The 19,502-nt window shown below is 38.4% G+C and carries 20 protein-coding genes; 5 read left to right on the top strand and 15 right to left on the bottom strand.

All coding sequences use genetic code 11. The features are described from left to right. Window positions 1-21: 21 nt before the first annotated feature. The 4 genes from C8P65_RS03815 to C8P65_RS03800 are packed head-to-tail and all read right to left on the bottom strand — an operon-like array spanning window position 22 to window position 2,989. A complete protein-coding gene (locus tag C8P65_RS03815; RefSeq protein WP_107781458.1) occupies window positions 22-966 on the bottom strand; it encodes a GSCFA domain-containing protein in 945 nt (314 codons plus the stop codon). 12 nt (window positions 967-978) lie between these two features. Continuing rightward, window positions 979-1,491, bottom strand: coding sequence for a methylated-DNA--[protein]-cysteine S-methyltransferase (locus C8P65_RS03810; protein WP_107781456.1), 513 nt, complete (start codon window positions 1,489-1,491; stop codon window positions 979-981). Between the two features lie 40 nt (window positions 1,492-1,531). Further along, window positions 1,532-1,951: a type II 3-dehydroquinate dehydratase gene (gene aroQ, locus C8P65_RS03805; protein WP_107781454.1), complete on the bottom strand. Its 420-nt coding sequence runs from the start codon at window positions 1,949-1,951 to the stop codon at window positions 1,532-1,534. Window positions 1,952-1,957: 6 nt separating this feature from the next. Further along, window positions 1,958-2,989, bottom strand: a complete 1,032-nt coding sequence (locus C8P65_RS03800) for a glycosyltransferase family 9 protein (RefSeq protein ID WP_107781452.1) — start codon at window positions 2,987-2,989, stop codon at window positions 1,958-1,960. Between the two features lie 122 nt (window positions 2,990-3,111). On the opposite strand from C8P65_RS03800, the gene C8P65_RS03795 reads away from it, so the two are divergent. Next, a complete protein-coding gene (locus C8P65_RS03795; protein WP_107781450.1) occupies window positions 3,112-4,371 on the top strand; it encodes a M64 family metallopeptidase in 1,260 nt (419 codons plus the stop codon). Between the two features lie 67 nt (window positions 4,372-4,438). On the opposite strand, the gene C8P65_RS03790 is transcribed toward C8P65_RS03795, so the two are convergent. The 11 genes from C8P65_RS03790 to secDF form a co-directional block, all read right to left on the bottom strand. Further along, entirely contained in the window at window positions 4,439-5,128 is a 690-nt protein-coding gene (locus C8P65_RS03790) for a 5'-methylthioadenosine/adenosylhomocysteine nucleosidase (RefSeq protein WP_107781448.1), read from the bottom strand. Window positions 5,129-5,201: 73 nt separating this feature from the next. Then, on the bottom strand, window positions 5,202-6,230 hold the full coding sequence (locus C8P65_RS03785; protein ID WP_107781446.1) for an FAD:protein FMN transferase: 1,029 nt from the start codon (window positions 6,228-6,230) through the stop codon (window positions 5,202-5,204). Window positions 6,231-6,266: 36 nt separating this feature from the next. Then, window positions 6,267-7,277, bottom strand: coding sequence for an FAD:protein FMN transferase (locus tag C8P65_RS03780; RefSeq protein ID WP_107781444.1), 1,011 nt, complete (start codon window positions 7,275-7,277; stop codon window positions 6,267-6,269). A gap of 93 nt (window positions 7,278-7,370) precedes the next feature. Beyond that, window positions 7,371-8,081, bottom strand: coding sequence for a class I SAM-dependent methyltransferase (locus C8P65_RS03775; RefSeq protein ID WP_390881025.1), 711 nt, complete (start codon window positions 8,079-8,081; stop codon window positions 7,371-7,373). 72 nt (window positions 8,082-8,153) lie between these two features. Continuing rightward, a complete protein-coding gene (locus tag C8P65_RS03770) occupies window positions 8,154-8,909 on the bottom strand; it encodes a phosphatase PAP2 family protein (protein ID WP_107781440.1) in 756 nt (251 codons plus the stop codon). An 18-nt stretch (window positions 8,910-8,927) separates the two neighbouring features. After that, window positions 8,928-9,737 carry an undecaprenyl-diphosphate phosphatase gene (locus C8P65_RS03765; RefSeq protein WP_009391289.1) on the bottom strand — a complete coding sequence of 270 codons (810 nt, stop codon included), beginning with the start codon at window positions 9,735-9,737 and terminating at the stop codon, window positions 8,928-8,930. After that, on the bottom strand, window positions 9,737-9,994 hold the full coding sequence (locus tag C8P65_RS03760; RefSeq protein ID WP_107781438.1) for a DUF3098 domain-containing protein: 258 nt from the start codon (window positions 9,992-9,994) through the stop codon (window positions 9,737-9,739). Before C8P65_RS03760 ends, C8P65_RS03765 begins: the two co-directional genes overlap by 1 nt. A gap of 37 nt (window positions 9,995-10,031) precedes the next feature. Further along, window positions 10,032-10,910 carry a cell division protein FtsX gene (locus tag C8P65_RS03755; RefSeq protein WP_107781436.1) on the bottom strand — a complete coding sequence of 293 codons (879 nt, stop codon included), beginning with the start codon at window positions 10,908-10,910 and terminating at the stop codon, window positions 10,032-10,034. A gap of 136 nt (window positions 10,911-11,046) precedes the next feature. After that, window positions 11,047-12,231 (bottom strand): proline dehydrogenase family protein, encoded by a 1,185-nt coding sequence (locus tag C8P65_RS03750; protein ID WP_095913111.1) that lies wholly within the window; start codon window positions 12,229-12,231, stop codon window positions 11,047-11,049. Window positions 12,232-12,357: 126 nt separating this feature from the next. Continuing rightward, on the bottom strand, window positions 12,358-13,764 hold the full coding sequence (gene lpdA, locus C8P65_RS03745; protein WP_107781434.1) for a dihydrolipoyl dehydrogenase: 1,407 nt from the start codon (window positions 13,762-13,764) through the stop codon (window positions 12,358-12,360). A 136-nt stretch (window positions 13,765-13,900) separates the two neighbouring features. Continuing rightward, entirely contained in the window at window positions 13,901-16,888 is a 2,988-nt protein-coding gene (secDF, locus tag C8P65_RS03740) for a protein translocase subunit SecDF (RefSeq protein ID WP_107781532.1), read from the bottom strand. Between the two features lie 405 nt (window positions 16,889-17,293). Here secDF and C8P65_RS03735 point away from each other — a divergent pair, with 405 nt between their 5' ends. Genes C8P65_RS03735 through rodA form a run of 4 tightly spaced genes read left to right on the top strand, consistent with a single transcriptional unit; the run spans window position 17,294 to window position 19,489 of the window. Beyond that, a complete protein-coding gene (locus C8P65_RS03735; protein ID WP_107781432.1) occupies window positions 17,294-17,620 on the top strand; it encodes a YtxH domain-containing protein in 327 nt (108 codons plus the stop codon). A 6-nt stretch (window positions 17,621-17,626) separates the two neighbouring features. Next, on the top strand, window positions 17,627-18,001 hold the full coding sequence (locus C8P65_RS03730) for a hypothetical protein (protein WP_107781430.1): 375 nt from the start codon (window positions 17,627-17,629) through the stop codon (window positions 17,999-18,001). Then, complete coding sequence (locus C8P65_RS03725; RefSeq protein WP_245887309.1) at window positions 17,982-18,224, top strand: DUF6327 family protein; 243 nt, start codon at window positions 17,982-17,984, stop codon at window positions 18,222-18,224. The genes C8P65_RS03730 and C8P65_RS03725 overlap by 20 nt, the downstream gene beginning before the upstream one ends. Continuing rightward, window positions 18,221-19,489 carry a rod shape-determining protein RodA gene (gene rodA / locus C8P65_RS03720; protein WP_107781428.1) on the top strand — a complete coding sequence of 423 codons (1,269 nt, stop codon included), beginning with the start codon at window positions 18,221-18,223 and terminating at the stop codon, window positions 19,487-19,489. The genes C8P65_RS03725 and rodA overlap by 4 nt, the downstream gene beginning before the upstream one ends. The last annotated feature ends 13 nt before the right edge of the window (window positions 19,490-19,502 follow it).

Raw genomic sequence — 19,502 nt, 5'->3', positions numbered from 1 at the left:
TTATTATCTTAACTCTATTCCCTAAAAATTAATATGGGGGTATTTCATAGTAAATATCTCCATTTTTTGTTGTAATTGTATTAAAAATTGCTGATGTTTTTCTGTATCAGGGTTAAACGGACGATGTAGAAAAGCCTTCTGAATACTTTCTGCTTGCTTCATATCCATTTGAGTAGCTGTATCTATATAAGTAGCTACCAAGCGCTCCCATATATAATTTATTGCCATTTCTGAAGGATGCACCATATCATTAGCATAAAATCGATAGTCGCGAAGTTCATCTAAAAGCAACTCATAAGCTGGAAAATAAGTATAATAACCAGAAGTAATTAGAGGATAAAGTGCCGAGAAAAGTTGCGACTTACTTACTTGGTTTTCTAAAAAACCATCTTTAATATGCCGTACAGGAGAAATAGTAATAACTAACTGCATTGAAGGATTAATTTGCTTTAGCAATTGAGCTATACGAATAAGACTCTCTCCTATTTCTTCTATTGATAGAAGCCTTTTAGAAAAATGTTGTTGAGGAAGTTTATGGCAGTTAGCTACTATTCTATCAGTACTATTATAGATATACACCCAAGCTGTACCAAGCGTAAGAAAACAGAAATTAGCTCTATGCAATGTATCATAAAGCAATGTCTGTTGCCTGTTAGCTAAAGATATTGACTCTTTGAGTGAAATATGACTCATATCCGAGTGAAAATCAAAACTATGCCATAGTTCATTATGAAGAAAAAAGTCTTCAGCTATATAAGGTATTGACTGTAGAGCTCGAGTAATAATATTCTCAATAGCCAAAGGATGAAAGAGAATGCCAAAGGGATTAAGTGTTATCGGAAACTTGTAATAAGCAAACTTCTCACCCATATTCACAGCAAAACAAGAGCCTAAACTCACAATACGACTATGATAAGTAATAGAAGTATCAACCTTAGAAATAGGAATAATTGTTCTAAAATCCACTGATATAAAAAATTATAAGTTTTGACGCTCAAGGTCTAATAAAAACTTCTTTCTATCAAGACCTCCTGCATAACCTGTAAGCGTTCCATTAGTACCAATCACACGATGGCAAGGTATTATTATAGAAATACGGTTCTTCGCATTAGCATTGGCTACTGCTCTTACTCCCTTAGGATTGCCTACTGCTATTGCCTGCTCTTTATAAGTACGAGTTTCTCCATAAGGTATTGTTTGTAGTACTCTCCACACTTCTTCCTGAAAAGAAGTACCAATAAGCTGTATAGGAAGCGTAAATTCCTTTCTTTCTTTAGCAAAATATTCATTCAATTGGTGTGCTAATTCTAAAAGCAATGGCGTATCTTTCTCCTCATCATCAGTAATTTTAAAATGTTGCATTGCTATAGTTTGGTCTATTAGTAATGTTTTACTATCGAAAAAATCAAGTAAGCAGATAGCTTCATCGGTTGCCATTGCTATCATCACTCCTATTGGAGTTATAATTTTCTTTTTATATAGTTTTTTCATTAACAGTTTAGGACACAATTCTTTCAACAATATCTCATTTCTAACTTATAAAACTCAGCAGTGCCAATTCGTAACTCTTCATACCAAAACCTACTATGCACCCTTTCACTACTGGCGATAGATACGAATGATGCCTAAAAGCCTCACGAGCAAAGGTATTTGATATATGCACCTCTACCACTAGTGTAGATACTGCTTTTACTGCATCTGCTAATGCCACTGAGGTATGCGTATACCCTCCTGCATTAAGTATGATACCATCATAAGTAAAACCTATTTCTTGTATTTTATCAATAAGACCCCCTTCACTATTGCTCTGGAAATAATGTAATGCTACTTCTGGGTATTGAGTTTGAAGCAGTGCTAAATAATCTTCAAAAGTCTGACTTCCATATACTTCTGGTTCTCTTTTACCTAAAAGATTTAGGTTAGGCCCATTTATAATCATTATTTTTTTCATATCTATTTATTTTTCTTCTTTATTTATTACTTCCCTCACTTTATTTAAAATTGCCTCTACTGTAATTGTTTCTATCGCTTTATCATATCCTTTAGGATATTTCTTGCCATAAACTGAAGTAGGAACAAGTGGAAAATGTGTTCTATCTGCCAAAAGAGCATTTTCTATCGGCTGAGCATACGGATAAAAACCAGCGTATGGATGGGTCACGCCCCAAATAGTAATAGTTGGTACTCCATACATAGCCGATAGATGTGCATTACCGCTATCCATAGCTACCATCACATCTAACCTAGAAATAAGTTCTAACTCTTGCTTAAATGATAGCTTCCCTACCATATTCTCAGCATTAGGTAAGCATATTTGCTTTACTTTTTCCTCTTCTTTCTTTCCTCCTCCGAATATATATATTTTACCATTAGGATATTGCGCTGAAAGTTGCTGAATCACTTCACACATCTTCTCAAAAGGGTACTGTTTCCCCTCATACGAAGCAAAAGGAGCCACCCCTATATTCACTGTTTCACTTAACATTCTTTGTACTGTTTCACTTATATCGGGCGGTGAAAGCAGATAATTTTCTGTTAGATCTATAGGAAATCCCAAAGTAGCAAACACATCAGCATAACGCTGATAAGAGGGCTTTAGAGGGTGAAATGACTTAAAGCGGTAACGAGTAAGTGCCTGTTTTTCTATGCGTCCCTTATTTATTTGGGCAAAAGGTATCCCACTTCCTTTGAAATACAATCTCAAAACATTAGTACGCAATACGTTATGAATATCAGCCACTCCATCTATTCCTTTAGCTTTCAACTCCTTATACAGTCTATAGAGTCCACATAGTCCTGCGTGTTTGCCATTTAGCTCAGGCGAAAACACTTCCAAATTAGGAATATGTGCAAACATAGGAGCAAAGAGTGGACGCGTAACATACGTAATTTTCACCTCTGGATATTGGTCAGCAAATGCAGTTACTATAGGTACACTGATAGCTACATCTCCCATTGCTGACATTCTAAAAATAGCGATATGTTCCATTTTGTTTTGGTATTAAATATTTTATTGTTACTTTTGGCAGCTGAAAAACACCTACTTGTAATCAAAAAAACAGGGTTAACTATAGTGCAAATGTAGTAATTATTTTTTAATTTTTATATATTATGAAGCATTTATTTTTAGTTTTTTTTATTGCTCAGTGCATCTGGGCACAAGAGCCAAGCGTTTTTGACTTTTCTAAGAGCCTACGCATCGACTTCAATTTGCTTACCGACGCCCAGCATACTGAAGTACTTTTTCAACAACTGAAGAAAGAACCATATTGGGGTGGCCCCACTCATCAGCTTATCGCACCTAACTGGGGTAGTTTCAGACTGCTGGTATTAGATGGTTCAAAAATCGTCTTTTCAAAAGGTTTTAACTCACTTTCTAACGAGTGGGCTGCTATCGATGAGGCTAAAAACGAAAAACGCCTCTTTTATCACGCTATTCAAATTCCGTTTCCTAAAAAAAATCTAAGGGTACAGATTGATCAACGTGACCGTGAGGGTGTTTTTCACCCACTTAGCAGCCGCGAAATACGCCCTGACGATTATTTTATTAAGGTAGAAATGCCTATCAATTACCCTTCAAAAGACCTACTAATAAACGGCTCCCCTTCTGAAAAAGTAGATTTGGTTATTCTTGCTGAAGGTTATACAGCTGCTGAAGCCGATAAGTTTTATGCTGATGCCCAGCGTATGACCGACTATATGTTCACTATTCCTCCTTTCGACAAACTCAAAAAAGACTTCAATGTGCGCGCTATTGCTGTACCTTCTGCTGAAAGTGGTACTGATGTGCCCGGTAAAAATGTTTACCGAAACACAGCGTTCAATTCTTCTTTTTACACTTTTAATCAGGAACGTTACCTCACTACCAACAGTCTGAAAGAAATAGCTGATGTAGCGGCTGCAGTACCTTATGACCAACTATATGTATTAGTCAATACCCCTATTTATGGCGGAGGTGGTTTTTACAATCATCTTAATTTAGGCACTGCCGACAACGAACTCTCTGAAAAGGTGTATATACACGAGTTCGGACACGGTTTTGTGGGACTTGCCGATGAGTATTACTACGATTGGGATCCTACTTTTCAGGATATGTACAACCAAAAAATAGAACCGTGGGAAGAAAACATCACCACTTTAGTTGATTTTGGTAGTAAATGGAAAGATATGGTGGAGAAAAATACCCCTATCCCTACCCCTCGTACTAAAAAATACAAAAAAGTAGTAGGTGCTTTTGAAGGAGGAGGGTACACCAGCAAAGGGGTTTATAGCCCTATGCAAGACTGCCGTATGAAGTCTAATGAGCCTAAAGGTTTCTGCCCTGTCTGCGAAAGAGCCATACAGAAAATTGTTAATTTTTACACCAAATAACAACAGCGTACAAATAAAAAACTTTGCCAAAGCCTTTTACATCCTTGGCAAAGTTTTTTATTTTATTTTATCTTCTAATCTTTTGGCAAAATGCCTTTACTATTTCTGCCGAAATCCTACCTGCTTCTTCTACAAATTCGTTATACGAAATAGCATTACCTTCGCCAGCTTTGTCTGATATAGCACGAAGCATCACAAAAGGGACTCCTAACAGATAACAAGTTTGAGCTATAGCAGCAGCCTCCATTTCTACCGCTTTGGCTTGCGGAAAAGTATTAGCGATCTGCTGCAAACGTTCAGGTGATGAAATAAAAGCATCACCACTCACTACTTGCCCATAATGTAAGCGATACTGATGTTGTGCTGCTACTTCTTTCAGTTGTGCTGACCATTGAACATCTGCTATAAAAGCGGGAGGCATCTGCGCCTGCTGCCCTATTTCATAACCAAAAGCCGTTACATCTACATCGTGATGACGTACTTCAGTAGCTAAAATAATATCGTGCACTGAGGTATCAGCTAATCCTCCAGCAGTACCTGTATTAATAATAAGTGAGGGGTTATATTTTTCTATTAACAAAGTAGTAGCCACTGCAGCACTTACTTTACCGATACCCGAAAGTAGCACTACAACCTCTGTACCACAGAGTGTCCCCTCATAAAATGCAAAACGCCCTATTTTTGTTTCCTTACAATCTATAATGGTAGCCCTGAGAGTATTAATCTCCAGCTCCATAGCGCCTATAATTCCTATCATTACAATAAATTAAAAAAAGGGACTGCTCAGTTTCAAAAGAACAGCCCCCTACTATAAATATGAACTTTATCTATTATTTCTTTTCTACCAATAGTGGTTTTAAGTTTTCAGTTATATATGTTTCTATCTTATTATCCTCTCCACTATATATTAAGAGTGCTTTTAATTCCGGATGTTTTGCTAAAAACTCCTTACTTTTTTCAAGACCTATAAGCATAAACATAGTAGCATACGAATCTGACTCGCGTGCAGATTTGGTAACTACGGTAGCACTTAGCATTTCACTTTCCAAAGGTTTACCTGTAGAAGGGTCGATAATATGCACAAAGCGTTTCCCTGTACCATCTATCCACACACGGCGGAAGTTTTCATCAGTAGAGACAGCTTCGTCTGTGAGTTTTAGAGTCACTTCAGAATAATTAGAGTCTAATTCGTAAGGGTCTATCACATTTACTACCCAAGGTTTTCCTTCTACAGTATTCTTACCACTTACTTTTATTTCACCGGCTACTTTTACCACATAGTCATTAATGCCTTTACTTTGTAAAAAGTCTCCAATTACATCTGCAGTATACCCTCTTACTACAGAGGTTAGATCTATCTGAATAGCTTGATAGTCTTTTTTAACATAGTCATCACTTCCTATTTGCACTTTATCAAAACCCACATATCGTTTTAGACTATCTAGTTCTTGATCTGTAGGTAGTTTAGAGATAGGCTGTACCATTTCACGACCAAATCCCCATACTTTTACAAGTATCCCCACTGTAGGGTCATATTTTCCTTCACTTTCTTTCCACACCTCACGAGTAGCTGTATATACTTTTTTGAAGTGCTCATCTGCTTTGATAGGCACATATCCCTTATTAATTTTTGAAACAATAGACTCTTCGTTATAAACAGAAATCGAGTTGTCTATAGTTCTCACAATTGAATCAATAGAAGACTTTAGACTAATGGTGTCTGTAGAGATGTACTTAACTCGGTATTCCACAGTTCCGGCTACACCTTCTATTTCTTGATATTTAGGAGTTCCTTTTTTCGAATCACAAGAGAATAATAGAAGTCCTCCTAAGCACAATGTTAAAATTCTTGTTTTCATATTTGCTTATTATAAAAAATTATTTAGTTTTTTTTATTAGTGAATTATTAATTTTTCAAATGATTTCGTCTTATAGATTGCTTCCTGATGCTTGTCATCACTATACACTAATAGAACTGCAAAATCAGGATGTTTTTCTAAAAAAGCCTTGCTTTTTGCGAATCCCATCACCATAAACATAGTAGCATATCCATCGGCTAACATTGTTGAGGGAGCAACTACAGTAGCACTTAGCACATCGCTCTGGGTAGCCCTACCTGTTATTGGGTTGATAGAATGTACGTATTTACGTCCATTGCTATCTATCCATACTTTTCTATAATTACCAGAGGTTGCTAATCCTTGGTTAGTAAACTGAATAGTAGCTACTAAATCGCGATCATCTAATGGTTTTAACGGATTCTCAACGCCTATTGTCCAAGACTTATCTTCAACTGTATTCCTACCTTTTAAGTACATTTCGCCGGCTATTTCTACTATGTAGTTCTTTATTCCTCTTGCACTTAAATAGTTAGCAACTACATCCGAGGTGTAGCCTTGGGCAATAGCGTTGAAGTCAAAAAGTATTTCAGTATATCGTTTTTTTATAAGGTTCTTTTCTGTAAGCGCCACTTTATCAAATCCTACGTATTTTCTAAGACTATCTATTTTTTTATCAGTAGGAAGGTCTGCTTCGCTTATTTTTTGTTTACCAAATCCCCAAGCATTTACTAATACACCCACTGTAGGGTCAAACAGTCCTTCACTTTCTTGCCATATCTGCTGCGAAGCTTCAAACACTTTTCTAAAATGCTCATCTACCACCACCGTAGTATCTCCCTGATTAATCTTCGAAATAGCCGAATCAGGACGGTAGGTAGACATTGAGCGGTCTATCACTTCAAGTATCGAGTCTATGGCTGGTTTGAGATTTTCATCGCGCTCAGCTATGTACTTGATGTGGTAAGTAGACCCTTGTGCCTCTCCTTCTATTAAGTATACTTTTTCGTTTACAGAAGGCTGGCAGGCCACCATTACCATAGTAAGTATAAACATTAAATATTTCATTGTTTAATCAATATTGTGCGCAAAGATATATTTTTTATTTATTCCCTCCAAACTTTTTGTTAATTATTTTTTAAAAATTAACACTCCTACTTATTATTGTTTTTTACATAGTGGTAAAATTTCTTGCGGTACTATCCGATAGCGTTCTATCTCCTCTGCTGTAAAATGCGTTGAATAGGCTATTTCTTCTACCTCAAACCCCACTTGTCGCAACTTATCAAAGTAATCTAACCCGTACACGCGCACGTGGTCGTACTGTCCAAAAATGCGAGTGCGCTCAGCAGGGTCGGTAATAGTATCATCTTCAAAAGTATGTATCCTATTTATATCTTGGGGTACCTGAAATATTCCCCAGCCTCCTTTTTTCATTACGCGGTACAATTCGCGCATTGCTTGTGCATCATTAGGGATATGCTCTAACACGTGATTGCAAAATATCACATCAAAACTATCGTCTTCAAAAGGCAAGGCACACAAATCAGCTTTTACATCTGCCAAAGGTGAATAAAGATCTGTGGTGATATAGGTCAGATTTTTCTGATTTTTAAAGCGCTTATAAAAAGCTTGTTCTGGGGCTACGTGTAGCACTTTCAAAGGTTTTGAGAAAAAATCAGTTTCTCGGGTAAGGTACAACCACAGCAAGCGATGCCGCTCTAACGACAAAGTAGAGGGCGAAAGCACATTGGCACGTGGACTACCATAACCATAGGGCAAAAACTTTCTAAATGTTTTTCCATCAATAGGATCTTCATATTTTTTACCTCTCAAATATAGTGCCAAAAAAGGACGTACCCAATAACTCATCTTTATTAGGTACGGACGTGGTATAGTGTTTAAAATGTATTTAATTACCGACAAATTCTAATAGTTTTTAGTTTAACGATACAAGGTAAGTCCAAAACCTTTCATTTCAGCAGAATAAACAGGATAACATACCATCTGAACAGAAGATTTTTCTTCAGCCGAAAACCATTTAGAAGTATAAGGCAAAAGCCAATAAGCGGCACGAGTACTAAGGATGCCTATTCCTGCTCCTACGCACACATCACCTGCCCAATGGCGATTATTATGCAGACGCATACCTGCTACTACAGCAGAAAGTGCATAGCCGCTGATTCCTATCCATACACTTTCGTCTTTATATTCCTGCCAAAGCATTTCCATTCCTGTAAAAGCTGTAGCTGTATGTCCCGAAGGAAAAGAATTATAGCTGCTATTGTCAGGGCGGCGTATGCGTGTAGTGTATTTTACTCCATTTACCAAAGCTGCCATAATAGCATAAGAGGTAGCACCTACTATCAACCGCTCTTTCACCGTGTGTTTGGGTTTAACTCCAAAATTGCTAAGCACAAAAGTAGTTGCTATAGGGGCATATTGCAGGTAATCATCAAAACGGCGTTTCTGTCCTCCCGAAAATCTATAAGCATGCCTTTGCACATACCTATTGATATAGGTAGCATTAGAAATAAGTCCTAATGATATAAGTGATGCAGGTAGCAATACTTGTTGTACACTTGGTTTTTCAGTTGTCAATAGCGAAGAGGGTAAGGCTATCGACAGACTATCGTTTTGTGCCTTTACTGAAGTGATGAGAATAAAGCAAAATGCTGTAATAAAAAACAATACTTTCATTGGCTATCAATCATTTTACTACCAGAAATAGTACAAAAGTACTGAACCTACTATTATACGGTAGATACCCCACACTTTAAAACCAAACTTAGTAAGTATATGTATAAAAAACTTCACTGCTATCATCGCCACTACAAAGGCTACCACATTGCCTATGATAAACAACCAAAAAGACTGGTCGCTTGCCATAATAAGCTCATAACCTTTTTGTTGTACCGTACCTTCAGCACCCCATTTTTTTAAGAAAAGCGAATAAACGGTTACAGCTAACATTGTCGGAACAGCCAAGAAAAAGGAGAACTCAGCAGCAGCCTTGCGCGAAAGCCCTTGGGTCATCCCCCCAATGATAGAAGCTGCCGAACGCGAAGTGCCAGGCATCATCGCCAAGCATTGCCAGAATCCTATTATAACTGCTTTCTTTACTGAAATCTCTTTTTCATTATCAATAACAGGATTTTTAAACCATTTATCTACAAATATTAGAATAATCCCCCCAATAATAAGCACGATAGATATTACTTTTTGATTGCCTAATACCGCTTCTATCTTATCATCAAAAAGTTTTCCTAATATCAAGGCTGGCACTACTGCACAAGCTAACTTAATATAAAAATTGAAGTTAGAAAAGTCAAAGAATTTGCGCCAATATAGCACTACTATTGATAAGATAGCCCCAAACTGTATAGATACCTGAAACATTTTCAGATATTCATCTTCAGGCATTCCCATCAAGCTGGCGGTAAAGCCCATATGGGCTGTTGATGAAATAGGAAGGTACTCAGTAAGTCCCTCTACTATAGCGATAATAATAGCTTGTAGTGTATTCATTATTTATTTTCTTCTTCTTGAGTTTCTTTTTTAGTAGGGTTGAGCAATATTGCGTATATTTCTATGGCAAAGCCCAAGAGCACTAAAGCGGGTGCTAAGTGAATACGTCTGAAGTCAAAAATTGACGCATCAAACACTGCAGGATTATCGCTCCCACCTCCACTCATCAGCAAAAAGCCTAGCGTTATCACTGCTAAGCCTATCGCCATAAAAATATAATTTTTCTCTTCAAAAATAAGGGTTGAATGATGTTTCATTATAATTGTAATTTTTCAATTTTGAATTATTCACTAATTAATAATACAAATCATTAGTATTTAGGTTCAAAAAACGCTGAGTAGCAAAAAAAGTACTACCCCAACTGATAAGAATACCCATCAGCAATACACCTGCAAATACTATCAATAGTACACTACTGTCTATCAGCACTCCAAACTCAGGATACGACCTAACAATAGCCAAAAGCGAAAGATAGAAAAAGGTCATCGCTATTAAGGCACTTAATATACCTAAGCGTACATTGGTGCGTATAAACGGACGGCGTATAAACCCACGCGTAGCCCCTACTAACTGCATTGTCTTGATAATAAAACGTTTAGAGTAAATAGAAAGCCTAATTGACGCATTGATGAGCAACACCGATACAAAGGTAAAAAGAGCACTAAAAACTAAAGTGATTAACCCTATTCTATTCACATTATCGTGAATAAGTGCTACTAATGATTGGTCATATATCACTTCGGACACAAACGAATTTTGCTCTAATTCGTGTTTAATTTCTTGCATTTTATCAGGTTCAGCAAACTCAGCTTTCAGACTGAGGTCTATAGCATTTCGCAGTGGATTGGTACCAATAAAAGTAACAAAATCCTCTCCTATATCCTTACTAAACTTCTCTGCTGCCTCATCTTTCGATATAAACTTCAGTTCTTTCACATAATCAGCTACCGATAGCGTTTTCTGCAGTTGGGTAATATCAGCTGCTTTAGCATTATCCTTTATTTGCACAGTTACTGTTACCTGCTCTTTGAAATGGTCAGCTAATTTTTTAGTACTGAGCACCAAAAAACCAAAGAAAGCCAACAAAAACAACACCAAGGTAATACTTACGATAACCGAAAAATAAGAGGTGAGTAGTCTTCTTCTGTTAAATGAATCTATCGAACGCGACATTATAATAAGTTTAATAACGGGGCAAAATTACAAAATAATTACAAATGACAAATGATAAAGCACAATTTTTTTCCCCGTTTCAATCAGGAGAGGAGGAGGTTGACGAAACGAGGAAAAAATAAATATGAATAATAATCTATGAGTTCTTTTCTGTTTTGCGGCGTTTTTTCTCAGCACTTAGCAGTGTAAGCTCGCGCCCTGTTTGTCCTGCCACTGAAGTATTCTCTTCAGCACGGCGTATCAAGTAAGGCATTACCTCGCGCACAGGACCGAAAGGCAAGTATTTAGCCACATTATACCCCTCTTTTGAGGCATTGAAGCTAATATGGTCGCTCATACCGTACAATTGGGCTATCCAAACACGTTTATCGTCTTTAGCAAGTCCTTTTTTAGCCATCAAGTCCATAATAAGAGCAGCACTTTCTTCGTTATGAGTACCTGCAAAAAGAGCAATACGATCGATATGCTCTATAATATAGGTAACAACTGCATTATAATTATCATCAGTAGCCTGTTTGCTAGCACATATAGGGGTAGGATAACCTTGTTCAGCAGCACGTTCGTTTTCTTTTTCCATATACGCTCCACGCACTACCTTCACCCCAATATAGAAACCATCAGCTACTGCACGCTCATAAAGTCCTTTTAGGTAAGGCAGACGATCGTGGCGATACATTTGTAACGTGTTGTATACGATAGCTTCTTCTTTGTTATATTTGCGCATCATCTCTTCCACCAAGTCATCAGCGGCAGTCTGCATCCAGCTCTCTTCAGCATCTACTAAAATAGGGAGTTTATACTCATAGGCTTTCTTACAAGCAGCATCAAAACGCTGCTTAATCTTTTCCCATTCTTTTTCTTCATCAGCGGTTAAGCTCTTGCCTTCAGTAATTTTTTGGAAAATAGCAAAACGCCCAAATCCTGTAGGTTTAAAAACTACGATAGGGATACCATCATTGCGGTGTTGGTTACCAAAATCAATGGTTTCCATCGTTTTCTGAAAGGTAGCTTCAAGAGAGGCTTCATCATCTTTCCCTTCTACCGAATAGTCAAGCACAGACCCCACCCCTTTGTTATGCATTTTTTGGATAACAGGTAGGCAGTCTTGCTCCGAAACGCCCCCACAAAATTGGTTAAACACCGTACTGCGAATCATTCCTTCTACAGGTAGACGGAGCTTTAGTGAAAAATTGGTAAGAGCAGTACCCATATTGATAAGGGCATTGTTACCGATGAGTTTAAAGAGCCAATAAGCCCAATTTAACTCTGATTGGCTTTTGAGTTCAAAAGCGGTCTTAGTGTCAGAAAAGCGATTTTCCATAATTGTCAATTATCAATTGTTAATTATTAATTGTTAATGTGAGGCAAAGATATTATTTATTTTTTTAACAAACAAATTTTTCTTTAATTATTTTTCTTTACCATATCTGTCGTTCAATATTAACAATCAACTATGTATTGCTCTGTTCTCGGTAGCTGCAAGAGCCGCTTCTTTTACAGCTTCAGTAAAAGTTGGGTGTGCGTGACTGATGCGCGCTATATCTTCAGCACTGGCTTTAAACTCCATTGCCGTTACAGCTTCGGCTATCATATCGGCAGCGCGCGCTCCTATAATATGTACCCCTAATACCTCATCGGTCTTAGTATCAGCCAATATTTTTACAAAACCATCAGTATCCATACTAGCACGAGCACGACCCAAAGCACGGAATGCAAATTGTCCTACTTTATAAGTTACTCCTTCGGCTTTTAGTTGCTCTTCGCTCTTGCCCACTGAAGCTACTTCTGGCCAAGTGTAAACAACGCCTGGTATAAGATTGTAATCGATATGAGGTTTTTGCCCTGCCAACTGCTCTACTACTAATACCCCTTCTTCCTCAGCCTTATGTGCCAACATAGCGCCGCGCACCACATCGCCTATAGCATAGATATTAGGCACATTAGTCTGCAAATGGTCATTTACCACTACCCTACCCCTATCATCTTTGTGTACGCCAGCCGCTTCGAGGTTAAGACCTTCGGTATAAGGACGGCGACCTACAGCTACTAAACAGTAATCGCCTTGCAGGCTAAGTTCTTCGCCCTTAGGAGTAGTTGCTTTTACTGTTACCGTAGCTCCTTCACGGGTTACTTCTTTCACTTGGTGACCGGTATAAAAATCAAAACCTTGCTTTTTGAGTACTTTAGTAAGTTCTCGCCCTAAACCTCTGTCCATTGTAGGGATAATACTATCGGTATACTCTACTACTGATACTTTTGCCCCTAAACGACTATATACTTGCCCTAATTCTAAACCTATCACTCCTCCTCCTATCACTATTAGATGTTTAGGAACTTCTTTTAGTTTAAGTGCCTCAGTAGAGGTAATTACTCGCTCTTTATCAAGGGTAATAAAAGGCAAAGAGGCAGGTTTAGAGCCTGTAGCTATAATAGTATATTTAGCTTCGATAAGCTGTTCAGTAGCATCGGCGGCTGTAATCTTTATTTGGGTAGGTGACACAAAAGAGCCTACTCCTGTAAAGACTTCTACCTTATTTTTGTCCATTAAGAATTTCACACCTGCACAAGTCTGCTCTACCACAGCCGCCTTGCGTGCTATCATTTTCTCTAAGTTGAGGGTTACCTCACCAGAGAGTTCAATGCCGTGTGCGTCTAAATGCTTAAGAGTATCTTCGTAGTGATGAGAAGAATCTAACAAGGCTTTAGAAGGTATACAGCCTACATTAAGGCAGGTACCGCCTAAAGTGTTATATTTTTCTACAAGGGCCGTTTTAAATCCTAATTGCCCTGCGCGTATAGCAGCCACATAGCCGCCTGGACCTGAACCGATGATAACGATGTCGTAGGTTTTCATACTATATTGGTTTTTTAGATTTTTTATTTTCACCGCAAAGTTAAACAAATAATCTGAATACACAAAATAAAGTAAATAAAAAAAAGCTGCCTTATCACTAAGGCAGCTTTTCCACTATGCAAATAAAGTTAAACTTTTACTTTTTATGCTCTTCTTTGTTATCAGAGCTCACCGATTCATCTTTTACAGTATCGTAAATGATTGGTGCTGCCACAAAGATAGATGAGTAAGTACCTACAAATACACCTATAATCATAGCGAACATAAAGCCTCTAAGGGTTTCACCACCAAAGATAAAGATGGTTACCAATACGGCTAAAGTAGTAAATGAGGTGTTCAAGGTACGGCTAAGAGTAGTATTAAGGGCGTGGTTAATCTTTTCGCGAGACCAATGTGGCTGACGCATTACCTCCCTAATACGGTCGTAGATAATCACGGTATCGTTAAGCGAATAACCTACTACTGTAAGGATAGCCGCAATAAACGCTTGGTCGATTTCCATATTAAATGGCATTATGCTGTAGGTTAGCGAGTAAATACCCAATACCAATAGCACGTCGTGAGCTGATGATACAATCGCACCCATAGAGAACTGCCATTTGCGGAAACGGAAGAGGATATACAAACCTATCACTATAAGCGAACCTATTACTGACCAGAAGGCACTACTCTTAATATCTTCTGCTATGGTAGGGCCTACTTTCATTGATTGCATAATACCCACCTTATCAGTAGAGGAAGCTTGTGCAAAACTTTCGTAAGAAAGCCCTTGTGGTAAGAAAGATTGCAAGCCTTTGTAAAGGAGTTGTTGTACCTCGTTATCTACTTCAGTACTTTCTTCTTGTACTTTGTATTTAGTAGAGATTTTCACTTGGTTAGGAGCTCCAAAAGTCTTCACCTCTACATTACCTAAGTCTTTTTTCAACGCTTCGGCTACCTGAGTAGGTACTACTTCTTTTTCAAAACGCACTTGGTAAGTACGCCCTCCTACGAAGTCGATACCTTGGTCAAGACCACGAGTGAAAAGTGAAATAATTCCTATTACAGAAAGGGTAATAGAGATAACATAACCCACTTTGCGGTTGCCTATAAAGTTCAAATTAACATTTCTGAACCAGTTTTTAGTAACAGAAGTTACGAATGTAAGCAAATGACGTTTTTCTACACTGTAATCTATAAGAAGACGAGTGATAAAGATAGCGGTAAAGAGCGTGGTAAGGATACCGATGAGCAAGGTAGTTGCAAAACCTTGGATAGGACCACTACCGAAGAACAAAAGTATCAACGCTGTCAGACCTGTAGTAATATTAGAGTCTAAGATTGATGATAAAGCGTGTTTAAACCCATCTACTACCGCTTGGTCAGTAGTTTTACCTTTAGCTAATTCTTCTTTCGAGCGTTCAAAAATAAGCACGTTAGCATCGACCGCCATACCTATAGTAAGCACGATACCCGCAATACCCGGTAAAGTAAGTACCGCACCTATACTCGATAGCACTCCAAAGATAAGGAGAATATTCACCAATAAAGCTATATCAGCATAAATACCCGCACGACCGTAGTAGAACACCATCCAAGCGAAGATAAAGATAGTAGCAATAAGGAATGAGTTCATACCGCTGTCGATAGCCTCTTGCCCTAATGAAGGTCCTACCACTTCAGACTGTACGATGTCAGCCCCTGCAGGCAACTTACCAGCACGAAGTACGTTAGCAAGGTCGATAGCCTCATTAAGAGTGAAGTTACCTGTAATTTCAGAACGACCTCCTGAAATAGCACCTGTGGTTACCCCTGGTGCTGAATACACTATATTATCAAGTACAATAGCTATATTGCCGCGTTCAGTAAAGGCTTTGCCAGTAAGGGCTTCCCATATACGAGCTCCTTTACCGTCCATTTGCATTGATACTGACGGTTGGTTGCGCATATCATACCCTTGGTCTGCTTGGGTAATCACGTTACCAGTAAGGGCAGGAGTGTTATCGCGGTTGCCTTTGAGCGCATACAACTCAATCATAGAAGTTTTCTTGTCTGGTTTGCCCCATACGAATTTCACATATTGCAAATCAGCAGGTAGCAAACGTTTAGCTTCTGGTGAATGCAAGTAGCTATTCACCTGCATTGTATCTTTAAGATTTGCTGTTAAAAGTACAGGACTTTCGTAACGAACAGGGCTAGCCAAATCGAAAAGAGGATTAACAGTGCCTTTAGCAGGAACTGAGTCTTTCTTCACATCAGTAAGAAGAGAGTCGATAGTGCTAGCTGTTTGTGTATTAACCGCTAAAGTATCTTTAGTAGAAGTAGTTTTAGCTACTTTAGTAGTTTTGAGTTGCTCGTTAAGAGCTTCTAAGTAAGGGTATACGTCTCCGTTCTTATAAGTTTCCCAAAATTCGAGTTGAGCAGTACTTTGTAAAAGGGCTTTTACACGGTCGATATCTTTAGCTCCTGGAAGCTCAATAAGTATACGACCAGAGGCACCCAAGCGTTGGATATTAGGCTGAGAAACCCCAAATTTGTCGATACGTTTGCGCAATACCTCAAAAGCTGATACGATAGACTCATCAACTTTGCGACGGATAATAGGGCGCACCTCGCTATCAGACATTTGGAAGTTGATTTGGTCACTAAGGGTTTTATTAGCAAACACATCAGGTGAAGCTAATTTACCACCGTTTTTAGCGTAAGCTTCGAAGAACAAATCCAAGTAGGTTTTGTCGGTTTTGCGCAGCTGAACATCCGCTTCGGCTAATGATTTGTTAAAAATGGGGTCTTTAGAATTGTTAGCCAACCCTCTAAGGATATCTTTTACTGAAATCTGTAGGATAACGTTGATACCCCCTTTGAGGTCGAGCCCACGGTTGAGCTCTTTCTCTTTAACTTCAGCAAAAGTGAACTTAGCTATACCGATGTTATAGACATCTTGCCCCAACATTGAGTCTAAATACTTTGCTTCGACTGCTTCGCGTTTAGCGATATAATCGGGCTGAGTATTAGACACTTTAGCCGCAGCAAACGCTTTGGCTTCGTCTTCCACTCTACCTGCCACATACGTAAATGAAAGCTGGTAAATACTTACCAACCCAAATAGTAGGGCAAATAGTTTAATAAGTCCTTTGTTTTGCATTTTTTTAAATGAATTACTTAACTTTTTATCTTCAAACGGCAAAGGTACATATTTTACACTAAATACAAAATATTTCTTAAAAAAAATTAGTATCTTTTTTTTGTAAGTATTATAAATCAGACAATTAGATAATTAGCAAATTTGTAAATTAGCAAATTAGTAAATTCGCAAGGTTTTGCCGTTTTTATTGTTAATTTGACAAAAGCGTTTCTTCAGTGTGTCTATATTCAAGCTGTATTCATTGTATATTCAACCTATAGCCAAGCTATCATTGCTGATTTGTCAATTTGCCGATTTGCCGATTTGTCAATTTGGCGATTTGCAAATTTGTAAATTATTCTTGCTTATTCAAAAATTATTCGTATATTTGTGCGATTTTTATAAAAACTAAAAACTAATATTATTATGGCAAAAGCAGGAAATGTATTATTAGGGCTTGCAGCAGGTTTGGCTGTAGGTGTAGCTGTTGGTGTATTATTTGCGCCCGACAAAGGTGAAGAAACCCGTAGAAAAATAAAAGACGGGGTGAGTGATAAGGCTGATAAGCTAAAACGCAAATTGGAAAAACTAACCCAAGAAGTTAGAGAAAAAACAGGAGAGGTAAAGGAAAACTTAGAAGAAAAAGTAGAAAACTTACTTTCTAAATCAAGCTATAAAGCTGATGATGTAATTACTTTCCTTGAAAAGAAATTGGCTGCCCTTAAGGAAGCTAACGCTAAGTTGCAGAAATAAGCTATTATGTCGTTTCACTCGATAAAAGAATCATTTGAGGAAGTTCCTACAAAAGCAACTGATGCTCTTGATGCGCAAGTGGCCTATTATAAGCTATTCCTTTTTAGGTTTATAGCCCAATCATCTACAGGCTTAATAACTTTTTTTATAGTAGCTTTTGCGTGTTTGTTGATGCTATTCTTCATATCAATTGCTGCAGCTTATGCAGTAGGTGAGGCTGTAGATAGCATAGCGTGGGGCTTTGTTATTGTAGGGGCTTTCTATATAGTAGTGGCTGCGGGGGTTTTCTTCTTCCGCAGGGTACTTATTGTGAAACCTTTGCTAAGAAAACTGTCGGAAATTTACTTTAAAGCAGCACCTGATGATGATGATGAAGAATAAAATATACGAGTCATTCGAGGCAATTGATAATGACCTGAAAATACTCAAACTCGAAAAGGATATTCACGCCCTTAAACTATCGCGTCAGCTTTCTGTTTGCAAAGAAGAGATGACGGTAAGCAACCTATTAGCAGGCACGTGGTTTTCTATCTTTTCCCCTAAAAAAAGATGGCTCAGTTTAGTGATGGAATACGCCCTATTTTTCCTATTTAGAAAAAGATGAGTAATAGTATTGTAAAGAACCTCGATTGGGTGTCGGTAATATTATACCTATTATTGGTAAGTTGCGGATGGATAGCTATTTTTTCAACTACTTATAGCGACCTGAAAGCTAGTTCTATATTCGACCTGAATCAGTTCTACGGAAAGCAGTTACTTTTTATTGCGCTTAGCTTCTTGCTTATCCTCTTTATCTTGGCTATAGATAGCAAGTTGTACATTAATCTGGCAGTAACTTTTTACTTGATAGCCATCGTATTGCTGGCGGGACTGTTCGTCTTTGGGAAAGAGACGAATGGGGCGCGGGCTTGGTATGCTATTGGTAGCATCACGGTGCAGCCGAGCGAGTTTGCCAAAGTAGCTACTGCTTTGGCTTTTTCGCGTTATGTGAGCGACATTCACACCGATGTACGGCGCATACCTGACTTACTGCGAGCAATAGCTATTATCTGTGTACCTTCTTTTCTTATCTTGCTGCAGCCCGACGTAGGGAGTCTATTGGTGTTCTTCTCACTATTATTTGTACTTTTTCGTGAAGGAATGCCCTCTGCCCTCTTATTCTACCTATTTTTGGCAGGGGTAGTATTTGTTTCCTCCTTAAAATTTGGTACGGGGCTCACTCTGTTGGCTTCGGCTTTGTGCATTGGCTTCTACGTTTTTTGGCATAAACGGCGCACCAATCGCATACCTTTTGCTAATCTGTTTATACTCAGCGGCATCTGTTTAGTAACCGCTTTGGCTACCCACCCTGCCTATGACAATGTGCTAAAGCAGCACCACCGCAACCGTTTAAGCCTATGGTTGCGCTTAGAAACTGACCCTCAGAAAATAGCTGCAATGAAACGCGACTTTGCCTACAACACCAATATGGCTGAATCGGCTATTACTTCGGGAGGTACTTTGGGCAAAGGTTTTTTACAAGGTACGCGCACCAAAGGTAGCTTTATACCCGAGCAACACACCGATTATATATTCACCACCATTGGCGAAGAGTGGGGCTTTGCAGGCACTACATTAGTGGTTGTTCTTTTTGCGTTGCTCCTTCTGCGGTTATTACAGTTAGCCGAACGACAGAAAACCAAATTTAACCGTGTTTATGGCTATTGCGTAGTGTCGATACTCTTTGTACACTTCTGTATCAATATAGGTATGGTTATCAGTCTTATTCCTACTATAGGTATCCCCCTACCCTTCTTTAGCTATGGAGGTTCGGGGCTATGGGCTTTCACTATATTGCTGTTTATTTTCCTCCGTTTAGATGCGAGGTAACTAATTCATAATT

The sequence above is a fragment of the Capnocytophaga leadbetteri genome, assembly GCF_003054025.1.
Classification (GTDB): domain Bacteria; phylum Bacteroidota; class Bacteroidia; order Flavobacteriales; family Flavobacteriaceae; genus Capnocytophaga; species Capnocytophaga leadbetteri.
This window is presented reverse-complemented; position numbering and strand designations above follow the sequence as displayed.

Coding starts and splice junctions, on each gene's coding strand:
- aroQ (WP_107781454.1), bottom strand. CDS start 1,951: ATGAAAAAAATAATGATTATAAATGGGCCTAACCTAAATCTTTTAGGT.
- C8P65_RS03800 (WP_107781452.1), bottom strand. CDS start 2,989: ATGGAACATATCGCTATTTTTAGAATGTCAGCAATGGGAGATGTAGCT.
- C8P65_RS03780 (WP_107781444.1), bottom strand. CDS start 7,277: ATGAAATATTTAATGTTTATACTTACTATGGTAATGGTGGCCTGCCAG.
- C8P65_RS03725 (WP_245887309.1), top strand. CDS start 17,982: ATGATGATGATGAAGAATAAAATATACGAGTCATTCGAGGCAATTGAT.
- C8P65_RS03750 (WP_095913111.1), bottom strand. CDS start 12,231: ATGGAAAATCGCTTTTCTGACACTAAGACCGCTTTTGAACTCAAAAGC.
- C8P65_RS03760 (WP_107781438.1), bottom strand. CDS start 9,994: ATGAAACATCATTCAACCCTTATTTTTGAAGAGAAAAATTATATTTTT.
- lpdA (WP_107781434.1), bottom strand. CDS start 13,764: ATGAAAACCTACGACATCGTTATCATCGGTTCAGGTCCAGGCGGCTAT.
- C8P65_RS03765 (WP_009391289.1), bottom strand. CDS start 9,737: ATGAATACACTACAAGCTATTATTATCGCTATAGTAGAGGGACTTACT.
- C8P65_RS03735 (WP_107781432.1), top strand. CDS start 17,294: ATGGCAAAAGCAGGAAATGTATTATTAGGGCTTGCAGCAGGTTTGGCT.
- C8P65_RS03770 (WP_107781440.1), bottom strand. CDS start 8,909: ATGAAAGTATTGTTTTTTATTACAGCATTTTGCTTTATTCTCATCACT.
- C8P65_RS03810 (WP_107781456.1), bottom strand. CDS start 1,491: ATGAAAAAACTATATAAAAAGAAAATTATAACTCCAATAGGAGTGATG.
- C8P65_RS03785 (WP_107781446.1), bottom strand. CDS start 6,230: ATGAAAACAAGAATTTTAACATTGTGCTTAGGAGGACTTCTATTATTC.
- C8P65_RS03775 (WP_390881025.1), bottom strand. CDS start 8,081: ATGAGTTATTGGGTACGTCCTTTTTTGGCACTATATTTGAGAGGTAAA.
- secDF (WP_107781532.1), bottom strand. CDS start 16,888: ATGCAAAACAAAGGACTTATTAAACTATTTGCCCTACTATTTGGGTTG.
- C8P65_RS03730 (WP_107781430.1), top strand. CDS start 17,627: ATGTCGTTTCACTCGATAAAAGAATCATTTGAGGAAGTTCCTACAAAA.
- C8P65_RS03755 (WP_107781436.1), bottom strand. CDS start 10,910: ATGTCGCGTTCGATAGATTCATTTAACAGAAGAAGACTACTCACCTCT.
- C8P65_RS03790 (WP_107781448.1), bottom strand. CDS start 5,128: ATGATAGGAATTATAGGCGCTATGGAGCTGGAGATTAATACTCTCAGG.
- C8P65_RS03795 (WP_107781450.1), top strand. CDS start 3,112: ATGAAGCATTTATTTTTAGTTTTTTTTATTGCTCAGTGCATCTGGGCA.
- rodA (WP_107781428.1), top strand. CDS start 18,221: ATGAGTAATAGTATTGTAAAGAACCTCGATTGGGTGTCGGTAATATTA.